General features: G+C 74.7%; 11 protein-coding genes and 2 pseudogenes. 9 read left to right on the forward strand and 4 right to left on the reverse strand.

The features are described 5' to 3' along the window. A pseudogene (locus AB0E62_RS08845) lies at nucleotides 1-135 on the forward strand (alpha/beta hydrolase); the annotation flags it as partial. A 313-nt stretch (nucleotides 136-448) separates the two neighbouring features. Here AB0E62_RS08845 and AB0E62_RS08850 read toward each other — a convergent pair. Beyond that, nucleotides 449-738, reverse strand: a pseudogene (locus AB0E62_RS08850) (DeoR family transcriptional regulator); the annotation flags it as partial. 245 nt (nucleotides 739-983) lie between these two features. Here AB0E62_RS08850 and AB0E62_RS08855 point away from each other — a divergent pair. Both AB0E62_RS08855 and AB0E62_RS08860 read left to right on the forward strand, forming a co-directional pair. Then, the gene (locus AB0E62_RS08855) at nucleotides 984-2,390 is read left to right on the forward strand and encodes a helix-turn-helix transcriptional regulator (protein WP_362190166.1); all 1,407 of its coding nucleotides are present in this window, start codon (nucleotides 984-986) and stop codon (nucleotides 2,388-2,390) included. Nucleotides 2,391-2,628: 238 nt separating this feature from the next. Beyond that, on the forward strand, nucleotides 2,629-5,838 hold the full coding sequence (locus AB0E62_RS08860) for a M20/M25/M40 family metallo-hydrolase (protein ID WP_362190168.1): 3,210 nt from the start codon (nucleotides 2,629-2,631) through the stop codon (nucleotides 5,836-5,838). 128 nt (nucleotides 5,839-5,966) lie between these two features. On the opposite strand, the gene AB0E62_RS08865 is transcribed toward AB0E62_RS08860, so the two are convergent. Then, nucleotides 5,967-6,866, reverse strand: a complete 900-nt coding sequence (locus AB0E62_RS08865) for an MBL fold metallo-hydrolase (RefSeq protein ID WP_362190170.1) — start codon at nucleotides 6,864-6,866, stop codon at nucleotides 5,967-5,969. 179 nt (nucleotides 6,867-7,045) lie between these two features. Between AB0E62_RS08865 and AB0E62_RS08870 the strand changes: the two genes are divergently transcribed. The 3 genes from AB0E62_RS08870 to AB0E62_RS08880 are packed head-to-tail and all read left to right on the forward strand — an operon-like array spanning nucleotide 7,046 to nucleotide 9,252. Next, a complete protein-coding gene (locus tag AB0E62_RS08870) occupies nucleotides 7,046-7,255 on the forward strand; it encodes a hypothetical protein (protein WP_362190172.1) in 210 nt (69 codons plus the stop codon). After that, the gene (locus tag AB0E62_RS08875) at nucleotides 7,242-8,633 is read left to right on the forward strand and encodes an amidase (RefSeq protein WP_362190174.1); all 1,392 of its coding nucleotides are present in this window, start codon (nucleotides 7,242-7,244) and stop codon (nucleotides 8,631-8,633) included. The genes AB0E62_RS08870 and AB0E62_RS08875 overlap by 14 nt, the downstream gene beginning before the upstream one ends. A 58-nt stretch (nucleotides 8,634-8,691) precedes the next feature. Further along, nucleotides 8,692-9,252: a TetR/AcrR family transcriptional regulator gene (locus AB0E62_RS08880; protein ID WP_362190176.1), complete on the forward strand. Its 561-nt coding sequence runs from the start codon at nucleotides 8,692-8,694 to the stop codon at nucleotides 9,250-9,252. 63 nt (nucleotides 9,253-9,315) lie between these two features. Here the strand turns inward: AB0E62_RS08880 and AB0E62_RS08885 are convergent, their stop codons facing one another. Both AB0E62_RS08885 and AB0E62_RS08890 read right to left on the reverse strand, forming a co-directional pair. Continuing rightward, on the reverse strand, nucleotides 9,316-9,810 hold the full coding sequence (locus AB0E62_RS08885) for a hypothetical protein (protein ID WP_362190178.1): 495 nt from the start codon (nucleotides 9,808-9,810) through the stop codon (nucleotides 9,316-9,318). A gap of 63 nt (nucleotides 9,811-9,873) precedes the next feature. Further along, nucleotides 9,874-11,373: an IucA/IucC family protein gene (locus tag AB0E62_RS08890; protein WP_362190180.1), complete on the reverse strand. Its 1,500-nt coding sequence runs from the start codon at nucleotides 11,371-11,373 to the stop codon at nucleotides 9,874-9,876. 191 nt (nucleotides 11,374-11,564) lie between these two features. Between AB0E62_RS08890 and AB0E62_RS08895 the strand changes: the two genes are divergently transcribed. The 3 genes from AB0E62_RS08895 to AB0E62_RS08905 all read left to right on the forward strand — a co-directional run bounded on the left by AB0E62_RS08895 (nucleotide 11,565) and on the right by AB0E62_RS08905 (nucleotide 15,217). Next, nucleotides 11,565-13,064 carry an IucA/IucC family siderophore biosynthesis protein gene (locus AB0E62_RS08895; RefSeq protein WP_362190752.1) on the forward strand — a complete coding sequence of 500 codons (1,500 nt, stop codon included), beginning with the start codon at nucleotides 11,565-11,567 and terminating at the stop codon, nucleotides 13,062-13,064. Between the two features lie 93 nt (nucleotides 13,065-13,157). Then, complete coding sequence (locus AB0E62_RS08900; RefSeq protein ID WP_362190182.1) at nucleotides 13,158-14,420, forward strand: VWA domain-containing protein; 1,263 nt, start codon at nucleotides 13,158-13,160, stop codon at nucleotides 14,418-14,420. Further along, nucleotides 14,420-15,217, forward strand: coding sequence for a hypothetical protein (locus tag AB0E62_RS08905; protein ID WP_362190184.1), 798 nt, complete (start codon nucleotides 14,420-14,422; stop codon nucleotides 15,215-15,217). Before AB0E62_RS08900 ends, AB0E62_RS08905 begins: the two co-directional genes overlap by 1 nt. Nucleotides 15,218-15,222: the final 5 nt, after the last annotated feature.

Below are 15,222 nucleotides of genomic sequence, written 5' to 3' on the forward strand. Positions count from 1 at the left end.
ACCGGCCGCAAGTCCGCCGAGATCATCGCCGACGCCGAACTCAAGGTGTACGAGGGCGGCTCGCACGGCATCGCCATGGTCCCCGGCGACAAGGAGCGCTTCAACCAGGACCTGATCGAGTTCCTGCGCCGCTGACCCGGCACGGCCAGGATGATGCGTCCGGTGCTCCTCCGCGGAGCGCCGGACGCCTGCGTCACCGGCCGCGGCCGGGCGGGGAAGGAGGCCGGGCGGGAAGGAGGCCGGGCGGGGAAGGAGGCCGGGTCACGGCGGACAGCCGGTCGTACGAGGAGTCCTGTCCACACCGGCCGGTGCGGGGTCGACGCGGTCGGGCTCGGCCGCGTCCGGCGGGCGGCGGTGGCTGAGGCCGGGGGTGTCCGGCCGGTGCGGGGTGGGACGGTGCCCGTCCGGGAGCCCGGCGGCGCCGGCACGAAGGCGCCCGCGCAGGCCCGCGGTACCGGGAAGCGGTGCCGGTCTTCTCGGCGGAGGCGAGGACGTGGGTGTCCGCGGCATGTGCCGCGAGGGCGCGTTTCGTCGCGGTGTCCTCGGCGTCGCCGGGGGTGAGTCCCGCCTCGCGGTGCGCGCCGGTGACGCCGAGGAGGAGGAGACCGGCGGAGACGTTCCGCGCGGCTTCGACCGCGGCGCACCGCGGGTGACCGCCGAGTGCGCGAACAGGCGGCCGCCGGGCAGGAGGACCTCCGCCTCCGGACGGTCGAGCGGAGCGGTGGTGATCACCGGGGCCTGTGGGGGATGTGCGCGCGGAAGCAGCCGGGCGCCATGGCACCGGGGCGCGGGAAGGGGCTGCCCCGGGGCCGCGGTTCGCCTCGTACGGGCTCTTGACCGGGACCGGTTCGCGGCTATGGTCTAGACCTAGCGAATCAGGTCCGGACCAGCGCCGGCCCCCGCACCCCCGACCCGTGCCGCGGACCTGCAGCACCCGGCGTCACGCCATCGGCGGTGGGGCCTTCGTCAGGAGGGGCAGGTCTGTGGAGACGGCACAGCCGGTGGAATCCTGGGCGGAGTTCGGGCGGCGGCTGCGGGCCTGGCGCCGGCAGGCCGGACTGACCCAGTCACAGCTCGGGCTGAAGGTGGGATACCACCACAGCCTCATCAGCAGGCTCGAAGCGGGGCTGCGCGAACCGCCGGCCGGGCTCGTGGGCCGGCTCGACTCCGTCCTGGGGACCGGCGGCGAGCTGGCGGCCGTCGCCGCCGCGCCGCGCGGCACGCCGTACCGCCCCGACCGCCCGCCGGCGGACCCGCGGCTGTTCGCGCCGGTGCCGGGCGGCGGGGAAGCACCCGTCGGCCAGGAGGTGCTGGACCCCGCGCTGTGGCCGTCGGAGCTGCCCGCCGAGGGGCTGGCGTGCCCGCTGCACGGCACGGTGGGCTGTGCGGTGCCCGACCGGGCGGGGACCCCGTACCTGCTGGACCTGCTGACCAGGCCGCAGGGCGGGTTCGACGGGCCGGCAGGCGGCGAGCCGGAGGTGCTCCACGCACTCACCGCGGTCCTGGCCTGCCTGATCCGCGGCGCGCTGCACCGGGGCGCGTCCGACGGCCTGACCACGGTGGAGCGGCTGTTACGGGTCCTGGTGCGGTGGGCCGGGGCGGTGAACTCCGCCGGCCGGCTGCCGTACGGGCAGCTCCGGCTGGCCGCCCAGTACGCCCAGGTCGCCGGGCGGCTGCGGATGCAGCGGGGGCAGAGCAGCATCGGCATGGCCTGGTTCGGTCACGGCCTGGGCTGGGCGGACGCGGTGCACGATGTGCCGGCCCGGGCGACCCTGCTCAGTGACGTGTGCACCCTGGTCCGGCTCGACCGGGACGCCGGGTCGGCGCTCGCGTACGCCGAGGCCATCGGCGCGGTGGACCCCGGGCGGCGGTGGGTGGTCACCCTCTCCCACCTGTACCGGGCGCGCGGGCACGCGCTCGGCCACGACGCCGCCGAGTGCCGGCGGAACATCGCCCTGGCCCGGCGCGGGTTCGCCCGCCTCGGCCACCGGGACCTCCTGGAGGCGCCCTGGCTGTCCGGCGCCGAGGGCGAGATGAGGGTGGAGTCGGCGATCGGCGGGGCGCTGCGCGACCTCGCCGCCGCGACCGGTGACCGGATGACGGCGCGGCGCGCCGTCCACGCCACCGCGCGCTCCCGTGCCCAACTGCCCCCGGCGATGCGGGAGACCCGGCTGCTGCTCACCCTCCGCCTGGCCGACAGCTGGGCGTGCGCGGGTGATCCCGGCGCGGCGGTCGCCCTGGCGGCCCCGGTGCTCGACGAGGCGGTGTCCTCACGGGAGTTGGTGATCAACGCCGAGTTGCGCGGACTGCACGGCAGGCTGCTCTCCCGCTGGGGTGACGTGCCGGAGGTCAGGGAGTACCGCGACCGGTTGTGGGCCGCGGGGATCTGAGCGGGTCCCGGCGCCCCCGGCCTTTGCCGGTTTTTGCCAGGACGGGACGGCGGGCCGCGGGCCGTTGACCCGGGCGCGGGGTGGTGTGAGGGTTCGGCCAGCCCGGCGGCGCGGCGTGCCGCTCCGGCGCGGGGCGGACGGAGACACCGACGCACCGCGGACGCCGGCCCATTGATTGGCATGAGCATGCCTTTCCGGGCCGTCGGGTGCGCCCCACGACCTCTCACAAGGAGCAACGATGCTGAGAAAGCTGGCGGTGGCCGGGACATCCCTGGCCCTGACGCTGGGTGGGGTGGTGATGCCGGCCGCCTTCGCCTCGGCCGCGCCCCACGCCGCTCCCCCGGCGGGCCAACCGGCACCGACCCCCGTCGCCAGAGCCGTCGCCGCCGCCGACCAGGCGGCACGCAGCGGCCTCGACGCGCTGGCCAAGGGTCCCGAGGAGCAGTACGACCGGCGGCAGGTCACCCCCTGGGTCAAGGGCCTGTACTCCGTCGCCTACGAGCGCACCTACCGGGGCCTGCCCGTGGTCGGCGGTGACGTGGTCGTCCTGGCCGACGGCGCCGGCAAGGTCCGTTCCGTCCAGTCCGCCACCAAGGCCAGGATCTCGCTCTCCACCAGGGCCCGGGTCACCGCCGCCCAGGCGGTCCGCACCAGCCGGGCCAGGCTCGCGAAGACCGAGAAGGTCGACTCCCGGCGGCTGGTCGTGCGGGCCGGGGGCGACCGCGCCACCCTCGCCTGGGAGACCGTGCTGACGGGGCGCACCGCGGCGGACGTCCCCAGCCGGCTGCACGTCTTCGTCGACGCGCGCACCGGGAAGGTCGTCGACACCTACGACGACGTGCGGGCGGGCAGCGGCACCAGCAAGTGGAACGGCCCGAACCCGCTGACCATCGACACCTCCCGGTCGGGCTCCTCCTACGTGCTGCGCGACACCACCCGGCCCGGACTGCAGTGTTCGGACTACAGCGGCGGCCTGTTCACCAAGGCGACCGACACCTGGGGCACCGGCAGCCCCACGAGCAAGGAAACCGGCTGTGTGGACGCGATGTTCGCCGCGCAGAAGGAATCCGACATGCTCAAGAACTGGCTCGGCCGCAACGGGCACGACGGCAACGGCGGCAGCTGGCCGGTCCGGGTCGGCCTCAACGAGCTGAACGCGTACTGGGACGGCTCCACCATCACCATCGGGCACAACAGCGCCAACGAGTGGATCGCCGGGATCGACGTGGTGGGCCACGAGTTCGGCCACGGCCTGGACTCCTTCACCCCCGGCGGCGCCAACCACGAGAGCGGGCTGGGCGAGGCGACCGGCGACATCATGGGCGCCCTCACCGAGGCGTACGCCAACGAGCCGGCGCCGTACGACACTCCCGACTACACCGTCGGCGAGATGATCAACCTCCAGGGCCGCGGCCCGATCCGCAACATGTACAACCCCAGCCTGGTCGGCAACAACCCCAACTGTTACTCCGCGTCGATCCCGCAGACCGAGGAACACGCGGCGGCCGGCCCGCTCAACCACTGGTTCTACCTGCTGGCCGAGGGCTCCAGCCCCGGCGGCGGCAAGCCCTCCAGCCCCACCTGCAACAACTCCACCGTCACCGGCGTCGGCATCCAGAACGCGGGCAAGGTCTTCTACGGCGCCATGCTGCTCAAGACCAGCGGCATGACGTACAAGCGCTACCGCACCGCCACACTCACCACGGCGAAGAACCTCGACGCCAGCTGCTCCCTGTTCAACTCCACCAAGGCCGCCTGGGACGCGATCAGCGTGTCCGCGCAGACCGGCGACCCGACCTGCACGGGAGAGCAGACCGACTTCTCGCTGGCGCTCAGCCCCGCCTCGGGTGACGTCGACGCGGGCTCCTCGGCGCGCGCCACCGTCAACACCACCACCGTCTCCGGCAGCGCCCAGCAGGTCTCGCTGACCGCCTCCGGCGCACCGGCCGGGGTGAACGTCTCCTTCAGCCCGGCGACGGTCACCTCCGGCAGCAGCTCCACGATGACGGTCTCCACCTCGTCGGCCACGGCCGCCGGGACCTACCAGATCACGGTCACGGGCGCCGCCGGCACCAAGGCGCACACCGCCCAGTACACGCTGAGGGTGGGCGGCGGCAGCGGCGGCAACCCGTCCACCCCGCCGGACGTCGACGTGGCCAAGGTGCAGGCGCACCTGACCCAGCTGAACACCATCGCCTCGCAGAACGGCGGCAACCGCCGCTCCACCACGGCCGGTTACCGGGCCTCGCTCGCCTACGTCAAGGACCGGCTCCAGACGGCGGGCTACACGGTCACCGAGCAGAGCTGCACCTCCGGCTGCACCGCGGGAGCGGGCAACAACCTGATCGCCGAGTGGCCGAAGGGCGACGCGAACAACGTCTACATGTTCGGCGCGCACCTCGACGGCGTGTCCGCCGGGCCCGGCATCAACGACAACGGCTCCGGCTCCGCCGCGCTCCTGGAGACCGCGCTGACCCTGGCGCAGTCCGGCCCCACCATGAAGAACCGGGTCCGCTTCGCCTGGTGGACCGACGAGGAGCAGGGCCTGAACGGCTCCGATTTCTACGCCCGTTCGCTCTCCACGGCCGAACGCGCCCGGATCAAGGCGTACTACAACTTCGACATGGTCGCCTCGACCAACGCGGGTTACTTCGTCAACAACCTGAACTCGGCCGCCTCGGCGCCGATGAAGGCCTACTGGGACTCCCTGGGCCTGGCCCCGCAGGAGAACGTCGAGGGCCAGGGCCGCTCCGACGACTACTCCTTCCAGCAGGTGGGCATCCCCACCTCCGGCTACGCCACCGGCGCCTCGGCCGTGAAGTCCGCCGCCGAGGCCGCCAAGTGGGGAGGCACCGCGGGCCGCGCCTACGACTCGTGCTACCACTCCGCCTGCGACACCACCGGCAACATCAACGCCACCGCGCTGAACCGCAGCGCGGACGGGATCGCGTACACGATCTGGAAGACGGCCGTCGGTGACGCGCCCGCACCGGCCGACGACTTCTCGGTCTCCGCCAGCCCCGCCGCCGGCACGGTATCGCCCGGCTCGTCCGCCACGGTGACCGTATCCACCGCCACCACCAGCGGGAACGCCCAGAGCGTCCGGCTGTCGGCGTCCGGCGCTCCGGCGGGTGTGAGCGTGTCGTTCAGCCCGTCCACGGTGACCTCCGGCCAGTCCTCGACCGCCACCGTGCAGGTCGCCGCGGGCACGTCCGGCGGCACGTACACCCTCACCATCACGGGAACGGGCCAGGTCGGCCACACCACCACGTACACCCTCACCGTGCCCGGCGGTGACGGCGGCGGGACCACCTGGCAGGTGGGCGCCACCTACGCGGCCGGTGACATCGTGACCTACGACGGCGTCAGCTACCGGTGCGTCCAGGGCCACACCGCCTACCCGGGCTGGGAGCCGCCGAACGTCCCCGCCCTGTGGGAGCGAGTCTGACGGTCACCGCACGGCCGCACACACCGGCCCCGGCCGGCCCCCGTGGGAGGGGGGCCGGCCGGGGCTCCGCCGTGTGCGGCCGGAAGGCCGCCGCCGCTCCGTACGGATGCCAGGGACGCGGGGCCCGGTCAGGCCGGGGGGACGGGGAGCAGCCGGTAGGCATCCCCGTGGGCGACGACCCGGCCGGCGGTGGGCGGGGCGAAGTGGGTGCCCAGCAGCAGGGTGCCGGTACCGGCGAGGGAGGCGAGCAGCGCGCGACGGGTGGCCTCGGACCGCCGGGGGTCGATGTCGACGCAGGCGCCGATGGCGGGGTGGGCGAGCTGGACCGGGTGATGGACGCAGTCACCGGTGATCAGCGCCGTCCCACCCCGGCTGGTCAGTTCCACGGCGACATGGCCGGGGGTGTGGCCCGGAGTGGGGAGGAGGCGCAGGCCCGGGACGAGCCGCAGGCCGCCGGCCGGGACGTCGACCAGGTCGAGCAGGCCGGCCCGCTCGACCGGGGTCACCGAGTCACGGAACATCTGGCGGCGCGCCTCCTCCATGTCGTACCCAGCCCAGAACTCCCGTTCGGCGCGGGCGGTGACGTAGCGGGCGGCGGGGAAGGTGGGAGTCCACGCGCCGTCCACCCGCCGGGTGTTCCAGCCGACGTGGTCGGCGTGCAGGTGGGTGAGGACCACCAGGTCGACGGAGTCCGGCGGGAAGCCGGCCGCGGTGAGGCGCTCCAGGTAATCGGTGCGCAGGTCGTGCCAGGCCGGGTTGGCCCGCTGCTTGCCGTTGCCGATGCCGGTGTCGACGAGCACGCGCAGCCCGTCCACGACGAACGCGAAGCTGTGGCTGGCGAGGCGGAGGACGCCGTCGTGGCCGGCGAAGTCGGGGCGCAGCCAGTCCTGGCCGGTCACCACCTCGGGGGTGGCGTCGGGCAGCAGCCAGGAGCCGGTCGCCGGCGGCAGCAGGACCTCGTCGACGCGGTGGACGGTGACGTCGCCCACGGTCCAGGAGGGGAGGGCGGCCGCGGAGGGGGACTGCATGGTCGTTCGTTTCCTTTGCTCTTCGGCGGAGGCGGGTCGCGGGGCGGCCGTCACCTGACCTCCCACAAACGCAATGAATTTGCCTTAAGGAAGGCTAGGCCCTACCGTCCCTTAAAGCAAACGGTTAGCTTTTGGCGTGGAGTGCCTCGCCGCTCCGGCCCCGACCAGATGAGGGATCCGTGTCTTCCGCCGAACTCACGCCGCCCGAGGCCGCCCGCTGGGCCGCCCGGGCCGGGCTCGTGCTGCCCCCTGACCGCCACGCCGCGGTCGCGGCCACCGTCAACCACATCCACGCCGTCGTCGCGGTCCTGCGCGAGCTGGACTTCGGGGACACCCCGCCCGCCGGTGCCTACCGCGCGGGAGAGGGGAAGCACGATGCGGCCGTATGAGCTGACCCTCGCCGCCGCCGCCACCGAGATCCGCGAACGGCGGCTGTCACCCGTCGAGTTGACCGACTCCGTCCTCGAACGCATCGACCGGGTGAATCCCCAGGTGGAGGCGTACGTCACGGTCGCCGCGGAGCAGGCCCGCAGCGCGGCGCGCGAGGCCGCCCGGGAGATCTCCCGGGGCCGGTACCGGGGGCCGCTGCACGGCGTTCCGGCCGGGCTCAAGGACCTGATCGACGTCGCCGGCACGGCCACCACCGCCAGCTCCCGGGTCCGGGACGGCCACCGCGCGGCCACCGACAGCACGGTCGCCGCCCGGCTGCGGGCCGCCGGCGCGATCCTGACCGGCAAGACCCACACCCACGAGTTCGCCTACGGGCTGACCACCCCGCAGACCGGCAACGCCTGGGACGGCGGCCGGGTCGCCGGCGGTTCCAGCGGCGGGTCCGCCGTCGCGGTCGCCACCGGGGCGGCGACCTTCGCCCTCGGCACCGACACCGGCGGATCGATCCGGGTGCCCGCCGCGCTGAACGGCGTGGTCGGCCTCAAGCCGACGTACGGGCTGGTGTCCCGCCACGGCGTCACCTCGCTGTCCTGGTCGCTCGACCACGTCGGCCCGGTCACCCGCACCGTCGAGGACGCGGCCCTGGTCCTGGCCGTCCTCGCCGGGCACGACCCGCACGACCCCGCCTCCCTGGACACCCCGGGCCCCGGCCACCGGCCGGAACACGACCCGGACCTCACCGGTGTGCGCGTCGGAGTGCCGGGCAACTACTACTTCGACCGCACCGACCCGGAGGTGGCCGCTGCCGTCCACCGCGCCATCGCCCACCTGGAGGCGCTCGGCGCCCGGATCGTCGAGACCGGCATCCCGATGACCCGCTACGTCCAGGCCACCCAGTGGGGCCTCATGGTGCCGGAGGCCACCGCCTACCACGAGCGCACCCTGCGCACCGTGCCCGAGCTGTACCAGGCGGACGTGCGGATCCTCCTGGAGGCCGGCGAACTGATGAGCGCAGGCGATTACCTGCGGGCCCAGCGCGCCCGCACCCTGATGCGCCGCGCCTGGGCCCGCCTGCTGGAGGAGGTGGACGTGATCGCCGCCCCGACGGTCCCGATGACCGCGGTCCCGGCCGCCCAGGAGACCGTCACCTGGCCCGACGGCACGACGGAGAGCGTGTCCGACGCCTACGTACGCCTCTCCTCCCCCGCCAACATCACCGGGGTGCCCGCCCTGTCCGTCCCCGTCGGCCACGACACGGCGGGCATGCCCATCGGCCTGCAGTTGCTCGGCCGGCCCCTCGGCGAACGGACCCTGCTGCGGGTGGGCCGCGCCTACGAGCGGACGCAGCCCGCCCGGGCGCTCGCGCCGGTCGCCTGAGCGAGGCGGTGGGCCCGGCGCCCTCTAAACGCTAAACCTACGCTTTAAACTGGTGCGCATGAGCCGCAAGCACATGGTGCGCCCCGGCGGGCGTAGCGCCCGGGTCCAGGCCGCGGTGCACTCCGCCGTGCGGGAACTCCTGGCGGAGGTGGGCCGCGACGCGCTGACCGTCCCGCTGATAGCCCGGCGCGCCGACGTCACCCCGTCGACGGTCTACCGCCGCTGGGGTGACCTGGCCGAGCTGCTGTCGGACGTCGCGGTGGAACGGCTCCGTCCCGACGGTGAGCCGGAGGACCACGGCGACCTGCGGTCCGACCTCACGGCCTGGGCCGAACAGTTCCTCGACGAGATGGCGTCCGGCTCGGGGCGCGCCTACGTCCGCGACGCCCTCCTCGGCGACCCGGACGGCAGCAACGCCGGCCAGTGCTCGGCCTACGCGGCCGAACAGATCGGCGTCATCTTCGCCCGCGCGGCCGGCCGCGGGGAGAACACGCCCGGCGTCGAAGCGGCCATGGACCGCGTCGTCGCCCCCATGATGTACCGCATCCTCTTCCGTCCGGCCGGCCTCGACGCCGCGTACGCCCGCCGGCTGGTGGCCGAGTTCCTCGGCAGCCCGTAGAGGCGGTCGCTGACCGGGGGCGGCGGTGCCGGAGCGTGTCTGCCGAGACCGGGCGGCCGTCCGTCAGAGCGGGTGACCGTCGACGGGGCCGCCGGAGCCGGACTCGAACGCCGTGCCGAGGCCGTACCGCGCGATCCCGAACGGGTGAAAATCGGCGTCGGCGAGGACGCGGTCGAGGAACTCCGAGGTGGGCATGTCGTACCGGTGCCGTGCGTCGATGTCGTTGGACCGGGCGAGGACGGGGTGTTCGCCCGGCCGCTCCGCGTCGATCAGCCGGAAGTACTCGTCGGCCCATTCGGTGGAGCCCCACTGGACCAGCCCCTTGCCGCCCGGCGCGTAGACGGCATGGGGATCGACGGCGGACACGTCACCGAACCCGCCGTCCCGGTCCACCGACAGGGCGGCCCGCCACTGTGCCAGGAGGTCGAACGAGACGCCCTCGTCACTCCCCGGGAAGTACACGCACTCACTGAAGACGCCGCCGCCGAACGCCTCGCAGAGTTCCTTGTAGTCCGTGTAGTCCGTCGGCAGCGGAACCCCCAGCTCTCCTGCGAGCATCTTCCAGCGGTGGTCCCGCTCGCCGGTGCGCAGGGGGTCGACGCGGCCCCAGCAGGTGATCGTCTAGTCGCCCAGCAGCGGGTTCGGCAAGGGCAGATAGCGGGCCGTGGCGCCGTTCGCGCCGGTCCAGCGCAGCAGCAGGTTCGTCTTGCCGGGCAGGGTGGGCGCGGTGAGCAGCGCGGGGATCTCGGGCAGGTCGTGCCGGGCCAGTTCACGGCGGACGGCGGGCCAGGGGTCGTAGCCGGGGTGGTGGTCGGCGAGGGCGCCGGCGATCTCGGTGAGGTGGTTGACGACCAGGCAGTACACCAGCCGTTCCCAGCCGGACGCCCGGCCGACGTCCGGCAGCAGCTTGGCGCCCTCGGCGTCCCGGAACAGGGCCTGCACGGGCGTGCCGGACGCGTCCACGGCGACCAGCGTGTTCTGCAGATGGGCCTCCAGGACGACGCCGTGGGCGTGGAACGCGGTCAGGGCGGGCGGGACGACCTGCCGCAGATAGGCCCGCCACCAGCCGGCCGGGTCCGGCGCGGCGGCCAGCGGGCTGCCGTCGAAGCCCTCGGCGAGACCCGCCGCGAGCAGCGGGGTGGCGCCCGGCACGAGGTGGCCGCGCAGCCCGTCGCGGACCAGCACGGCCAGTTCCTCGAAGGCGAAGGCGGCGGTGCGGTAGCCGCGGTCGCTCAGCCAGGCCGCGGCCGGGCCGAGCGCCGCGAAGGCGCGGGTGGCGGCGGTGTCGGTGCGGCGCAGCCGGCCGAGGTCGTGGCGCCACAGCCGGCGGATGTCGTTGGTGATGCGCACGTCCAGGCTGAACTTCAGGAACAGGTCGCGGCGGGGCTCGTACACCGTACGGACGGCGGCCGTCGGCCAGACCGGGAACGCGGTGCTGCCGAGCCGCAGCAGCCGGCCGTCGGCGAACGCGGGGGCGAGGTCGCGGCCGGCCAGGTCGAGCTGCCAGGGGTGGGCCGGCAGCAGCCGGTAGCCGGGCGGGGCGGTCCCGAGGGCGTCCAGGGCACCGGTGTCGCCCTCCTCGGCCACCTGGTCCTCGCGGACGCCGAGCAGCGTCAGCGGGAAACGGGCGTGCGCCTCGGGGGCGTACGGCAGCCAGGACGCGACCGGGCCGCCGCCGCGCGCCTTGGGGGCCGGGTGGTAGGGGTGGCCGGTGAGCAGGGACTGCTCGGAGCGCAGATACGGGTCCGCGGGGGGCGTGGCCCGGGCGCGGGCGGTGAGCAGGGCGGCGACCGCGTCCCGGCTGTCGATCATCTCGGCGGGCAGGTCGCCGCCGGGCAGCCCGGTGTGCCGGCGCAGCACCTCCGCGACCAGTTTGACCAGTTCCGGATGGCCGACGCGGTGCCAGGCACCGGCCGTGTACAGCTCGGGATCGGCGGGCCGGCGCCCGGCGCGCACCCGCAGCAGCCGGCCGTCGGGCAGCCGGTGCACCCGGCGGTCACCGGCGCCCGGGAGCGGCTCCGCCACCTCCCGCAGCAGGCAGTTGAGCAGGGGCGCTGCCGCGTACGCGTCGGCCGGTCGGCCCGTCTCGCCGGTGGGGGGTGTGAGGTCCACGCGTTCCATTCGTCCGTCGTCCAGGGGCCCGTGGTCGGCCCGGCACACGCCGGGTGGTGCGTCGGCGCGCAGCCGGAGACGAACAGTATGGCCGCCGTCGTGGGCGGCTTCCGCCACGGCCGTGCAGAGCGCGCCCGGCTCCGCCCTGCCGGGCGGTCCCCGACAATCGTGCCGTGTCCCGACTGCCCCAGGAGCCGACCGTGCACCCCGACCGCGCCGCCGAGTCCGTGATCGCCGAGGAACTGGCCGCCGTCCGGCCCGGCCTGCTGCCGGGATACGCGGCCGAGCTGCCCGGTGCCCGGGCCGCCGTGCTGACCCGGCTGTGGCGGGCGCTGGCCCACGAGCCGCTGCCGTTCGTCACCGGCCGCGCGTGCGGGGCGCACGGCCTTGCGCTGCGCCTGTCCGACGGCCGGCGGCTGCGCGGACCGCACGCGGACCCGTACGCCACCGCCGCCTACGTCGACGCTGTCCACCTGGACCGGGAGCGGTACGACGATCCGGCGCGGCTGATGGGCGCCCTCGGGGGGCCGGGCGCGGCCGGGTTCGCGGCGGAGCTGGCGCACAGCGTGGCGTCGCTGGCGCTGTCCCGGGCGGGAGCGGAGCGGCGGGAGCAGTGGCCGCGGCAGGACTGGGAGTGGGAGCGGCGGGTGACGGACGGGCACCCGTTCCACCCGGGCTGCCGGTCCCGGCCCGGGTTCTCGGTGGCGGACCAGCTCGCGTACGGTCCGGAGCACGGGCCGGTGGTGGAGCTGGGCACGGTGCCGGTGCCGGCGGGCGAGTGCCTGGTGTCCGGGGAGTGGCCCGCGGAACTGCGGGACGGGGAACGGCTGTTGCTGCCGGTGCATCCCTGGCAGGCCGCGCATGTGCTCAAGCGGACGTACGACGTGTGGCGCCCGGCCCGGCCGCTGATGTCGCTGCGTACCCTGGCGCTGCCCGGCGGCCCGCACGTGAAGACGGCGCTGAGCGCCCGGCTGACGTCGTCGGTGCGGGACATCTCCGTGTACTCGGTGCGGGCGGCGGCGCCGCTGTCGGACTTCGCCGGGGAACTGACGGCGCGTACCGACGGGTTGCTGCACCTCACCCGTACGCTCGGGGCGGTCACCGCGCACTCCCCCGACCTGGCGGCGCTGCTGCGGCAGCCACCGGAGGAGTACGCGGGGCCGGGCGAGCGGGTGGTGCCGGTGGCCGCGCTCGCCACCACGTCCCTGCCCGGCCGTCCGGGCTGGCTCGCGCGGTTCGCGCGGCTGGCGCTCACGGTGGGCCTGCGCCTGCTGGAGCTGGGGGTGGCACTGGAGGCCCACGGCCAGAACCTGCTGGTCGTGCTGGGGGCGGACGGCACCCCGCTGCGGCTGGTCTACCGCGATCTGGCCGACATCCGGATCAGCCCCGCCCGGCTGTCCCGGCACGGCATCGCCCCGCCCGCCCTCACGGGCCGTCTGATCACCGACGACCCCACGGCCCTGCGCCGCAAGCTGTTCGGCTCCCTGCTGTGCGGCGCCCTGGCGGGCACGGCGGGCTCCGCCCCCGCCCTGGCCTCCGCCCTGGAGACGGCCCTCCCGGAGCTGCCCGCCACCCCGGACCTGCCCTACCTGCGCGAAGCACCCCTCCCGGCCAAGGCCCTGACCCTGATGCGGCTGTCCCCCGGTGGCACGGGCGACCTCTGGACCGGGCTGCCGCAGCCACGGTCGGTTCCGCACTGACCGTGCGCCGACTCGCCTGACCGGCACCGGCGTTGGTCTGCCGGCCCGCCCGGCGTTTTGGAGTCCGGCCCGTCCGGTCAATAGGATCCGGCGATGATCAGAAGACAACGGCTGGCGGTGGGGGTCTGTGCGCTGTTCGCCGCCCTGACCGCCGGGATCGCGTTCCCCTCGGGTGCGGTCGCCGACGAGACGGAGCAGGGCGCTCCGAAGGTCGAACTCGTGCTGGACGTCAGCGGGTCCATGCGGACCCGGGACATCGACGGCGGCACCCGGATGGCCGCGGCGAAGCAGGCGTTCAACGAGGTGCTGGACGCGACGCCCGAGGAGGTGCAGCTCGGCATCCGGACGCTCGGCGCGAACTACCGCGGCGACGACCGCAAGGAGGGCTGCAAGGACACCGCGCGGCTGTACCCGGTCGGCCCGCTGAACCGTACCGACGCGAAGACGGCCGTGGCCACGCTGGCGCCCACCGGCTGGACCCCGATCGGGCCCGCGCTGCTGAAGGCGGCGGACGACCTGAACGGCGGGAACGGCATCCGCCGCATCGTGCTGATCAGCGACGGCGAGGACACCTGCCAGCCGCTCGACCCGTGCGAGGTGGCCCGGGAGATAGCCGCCAAGGGCATCGGCCTGACCATCGACACCCTCGGCCTGGTGCCGGACGCCAAGACCCGCGCACAGCTCAGCTGCATCGCGGACGCCACCGGCGGTACCTACACCGACGTCCGCCACAAGGAGGAACTGAGCGACCGCGTCGGCCAGTTGGTGGACCAGGCGGCGGATCCGGTGGTGACGCCGGTCGCCACCGAGGGCGCCGACCGGTGCGAGAAGGCTCCCGTCCTCACGTCCGGCCTCTACACCGACCGCGAGGAGTTCGGGCAGCAGCGCTGGTACAAGGTGGCCGTCGAGCCCGGCCAGGAGCTGCGCGCCTCGGTGAGCGTGGCGGACGACCGGGCCGTGAACCCCCACTACGGGGTGCTGCTGCGGGCGGTGACCGTGCACGGCCGGGAGATCGTGCGCGGCGAGGCCGCCGGCACCGGCCGCACGGACGTCATCTCCACCGGTCTGCGTTACCCGAAGCAGGACAGCGACGACGACTCGGCCCCCGCCGAGACGGTGTGCCTCCAGGTCACCCAGTCCTTCTCGGCGGCCTCGGGCGTGAAGACCACGCCGGGCCTGCCGCTGGAGCTGACCGTGGACGTGGTGGACGGCCCCTCGGGCCACCACGACGTGGCCTCCTTCGGCCTCGGCCGCGGCTGGTGGCTGCTCGGCGCGCTGGTGCTGGCCGGGTTCCTCGCGGGTCTGCTGTGGGGCTGGCTGTCACGCTGGCGGGTCGCGGTCTGGAGGACGAACTGATGCGGATCACACGAGTGCTGGGCGCCGCGCTGCTGGCGCTGGGGCTGGCAGCCGGACCGGCCGCCGCCGACTCCTCGCCCTCCCCGGGCGCGTCCGCCGACGACGGCGCGCCCACCCGGGCGGGCACCTCGTTCCGTACGGCGACGGAGATCGAACAGGGCGAGCGGGCCACCGCCGACGGCTCCACCGGCGACTACCTGTACTGGTCCTTCCCGGCGGACACCGGGCAGCGCCCCACCGTCAGGGCGACGGTGAAACTCCCGGTTCGGCACGGCCCGGAGACCTGGCAGCTCGACGTGTACGACGGGCTGCGGCGCCGCCAGGCCTGCCAGTACGGCGCCCAGTCGCGCACCGCCGGGGCGGACGCCGGCTCGGTCGAACTGGCCTGTGTGCTGCGTACGGTGCGCGGCTGGTCGGAGGCGTGGGCCAACGACCCGCTGCCGGGCACGTACTACATCCGGCTGACGGTGGTGGACCTCGCCGGCGCCGACCTCGGCCAGCCGGTCGGCGCCGAGGTGCGCGTCGGCTCCAAGGACATCGGCGGCGCGGCGGCGGTCGACGGCTCGCTGGGCAAGCCGCTCGTCCCGGGGATCGCGGTCAAGTCCGGGGAGGACAAGGAGGACGCGAAGGGGGCCGTGCTGTCCAGCTTCGGCCGGGACGGCTGGTCGTCCGGCTGGTGGTCGGACCGCTGGGTGTGGACCGGCATCGGCGGCGTGCTGGCCGCGCTCGCCGGCATCGGCGGCTACGCGCTGACCCGCGGCTCGGGCCGGCCGTCCCGCGTGCCGCCGGGCGCCTGAGCCGT

Source organism: Streptomyces sp. NPDC038707 (assembly GCF_040636485.1).
Lineage (GTDB): Bacteria > Actinomycetota > Actinomycetes > Streptomycetales > Streptomycetaceae > Streptomyces.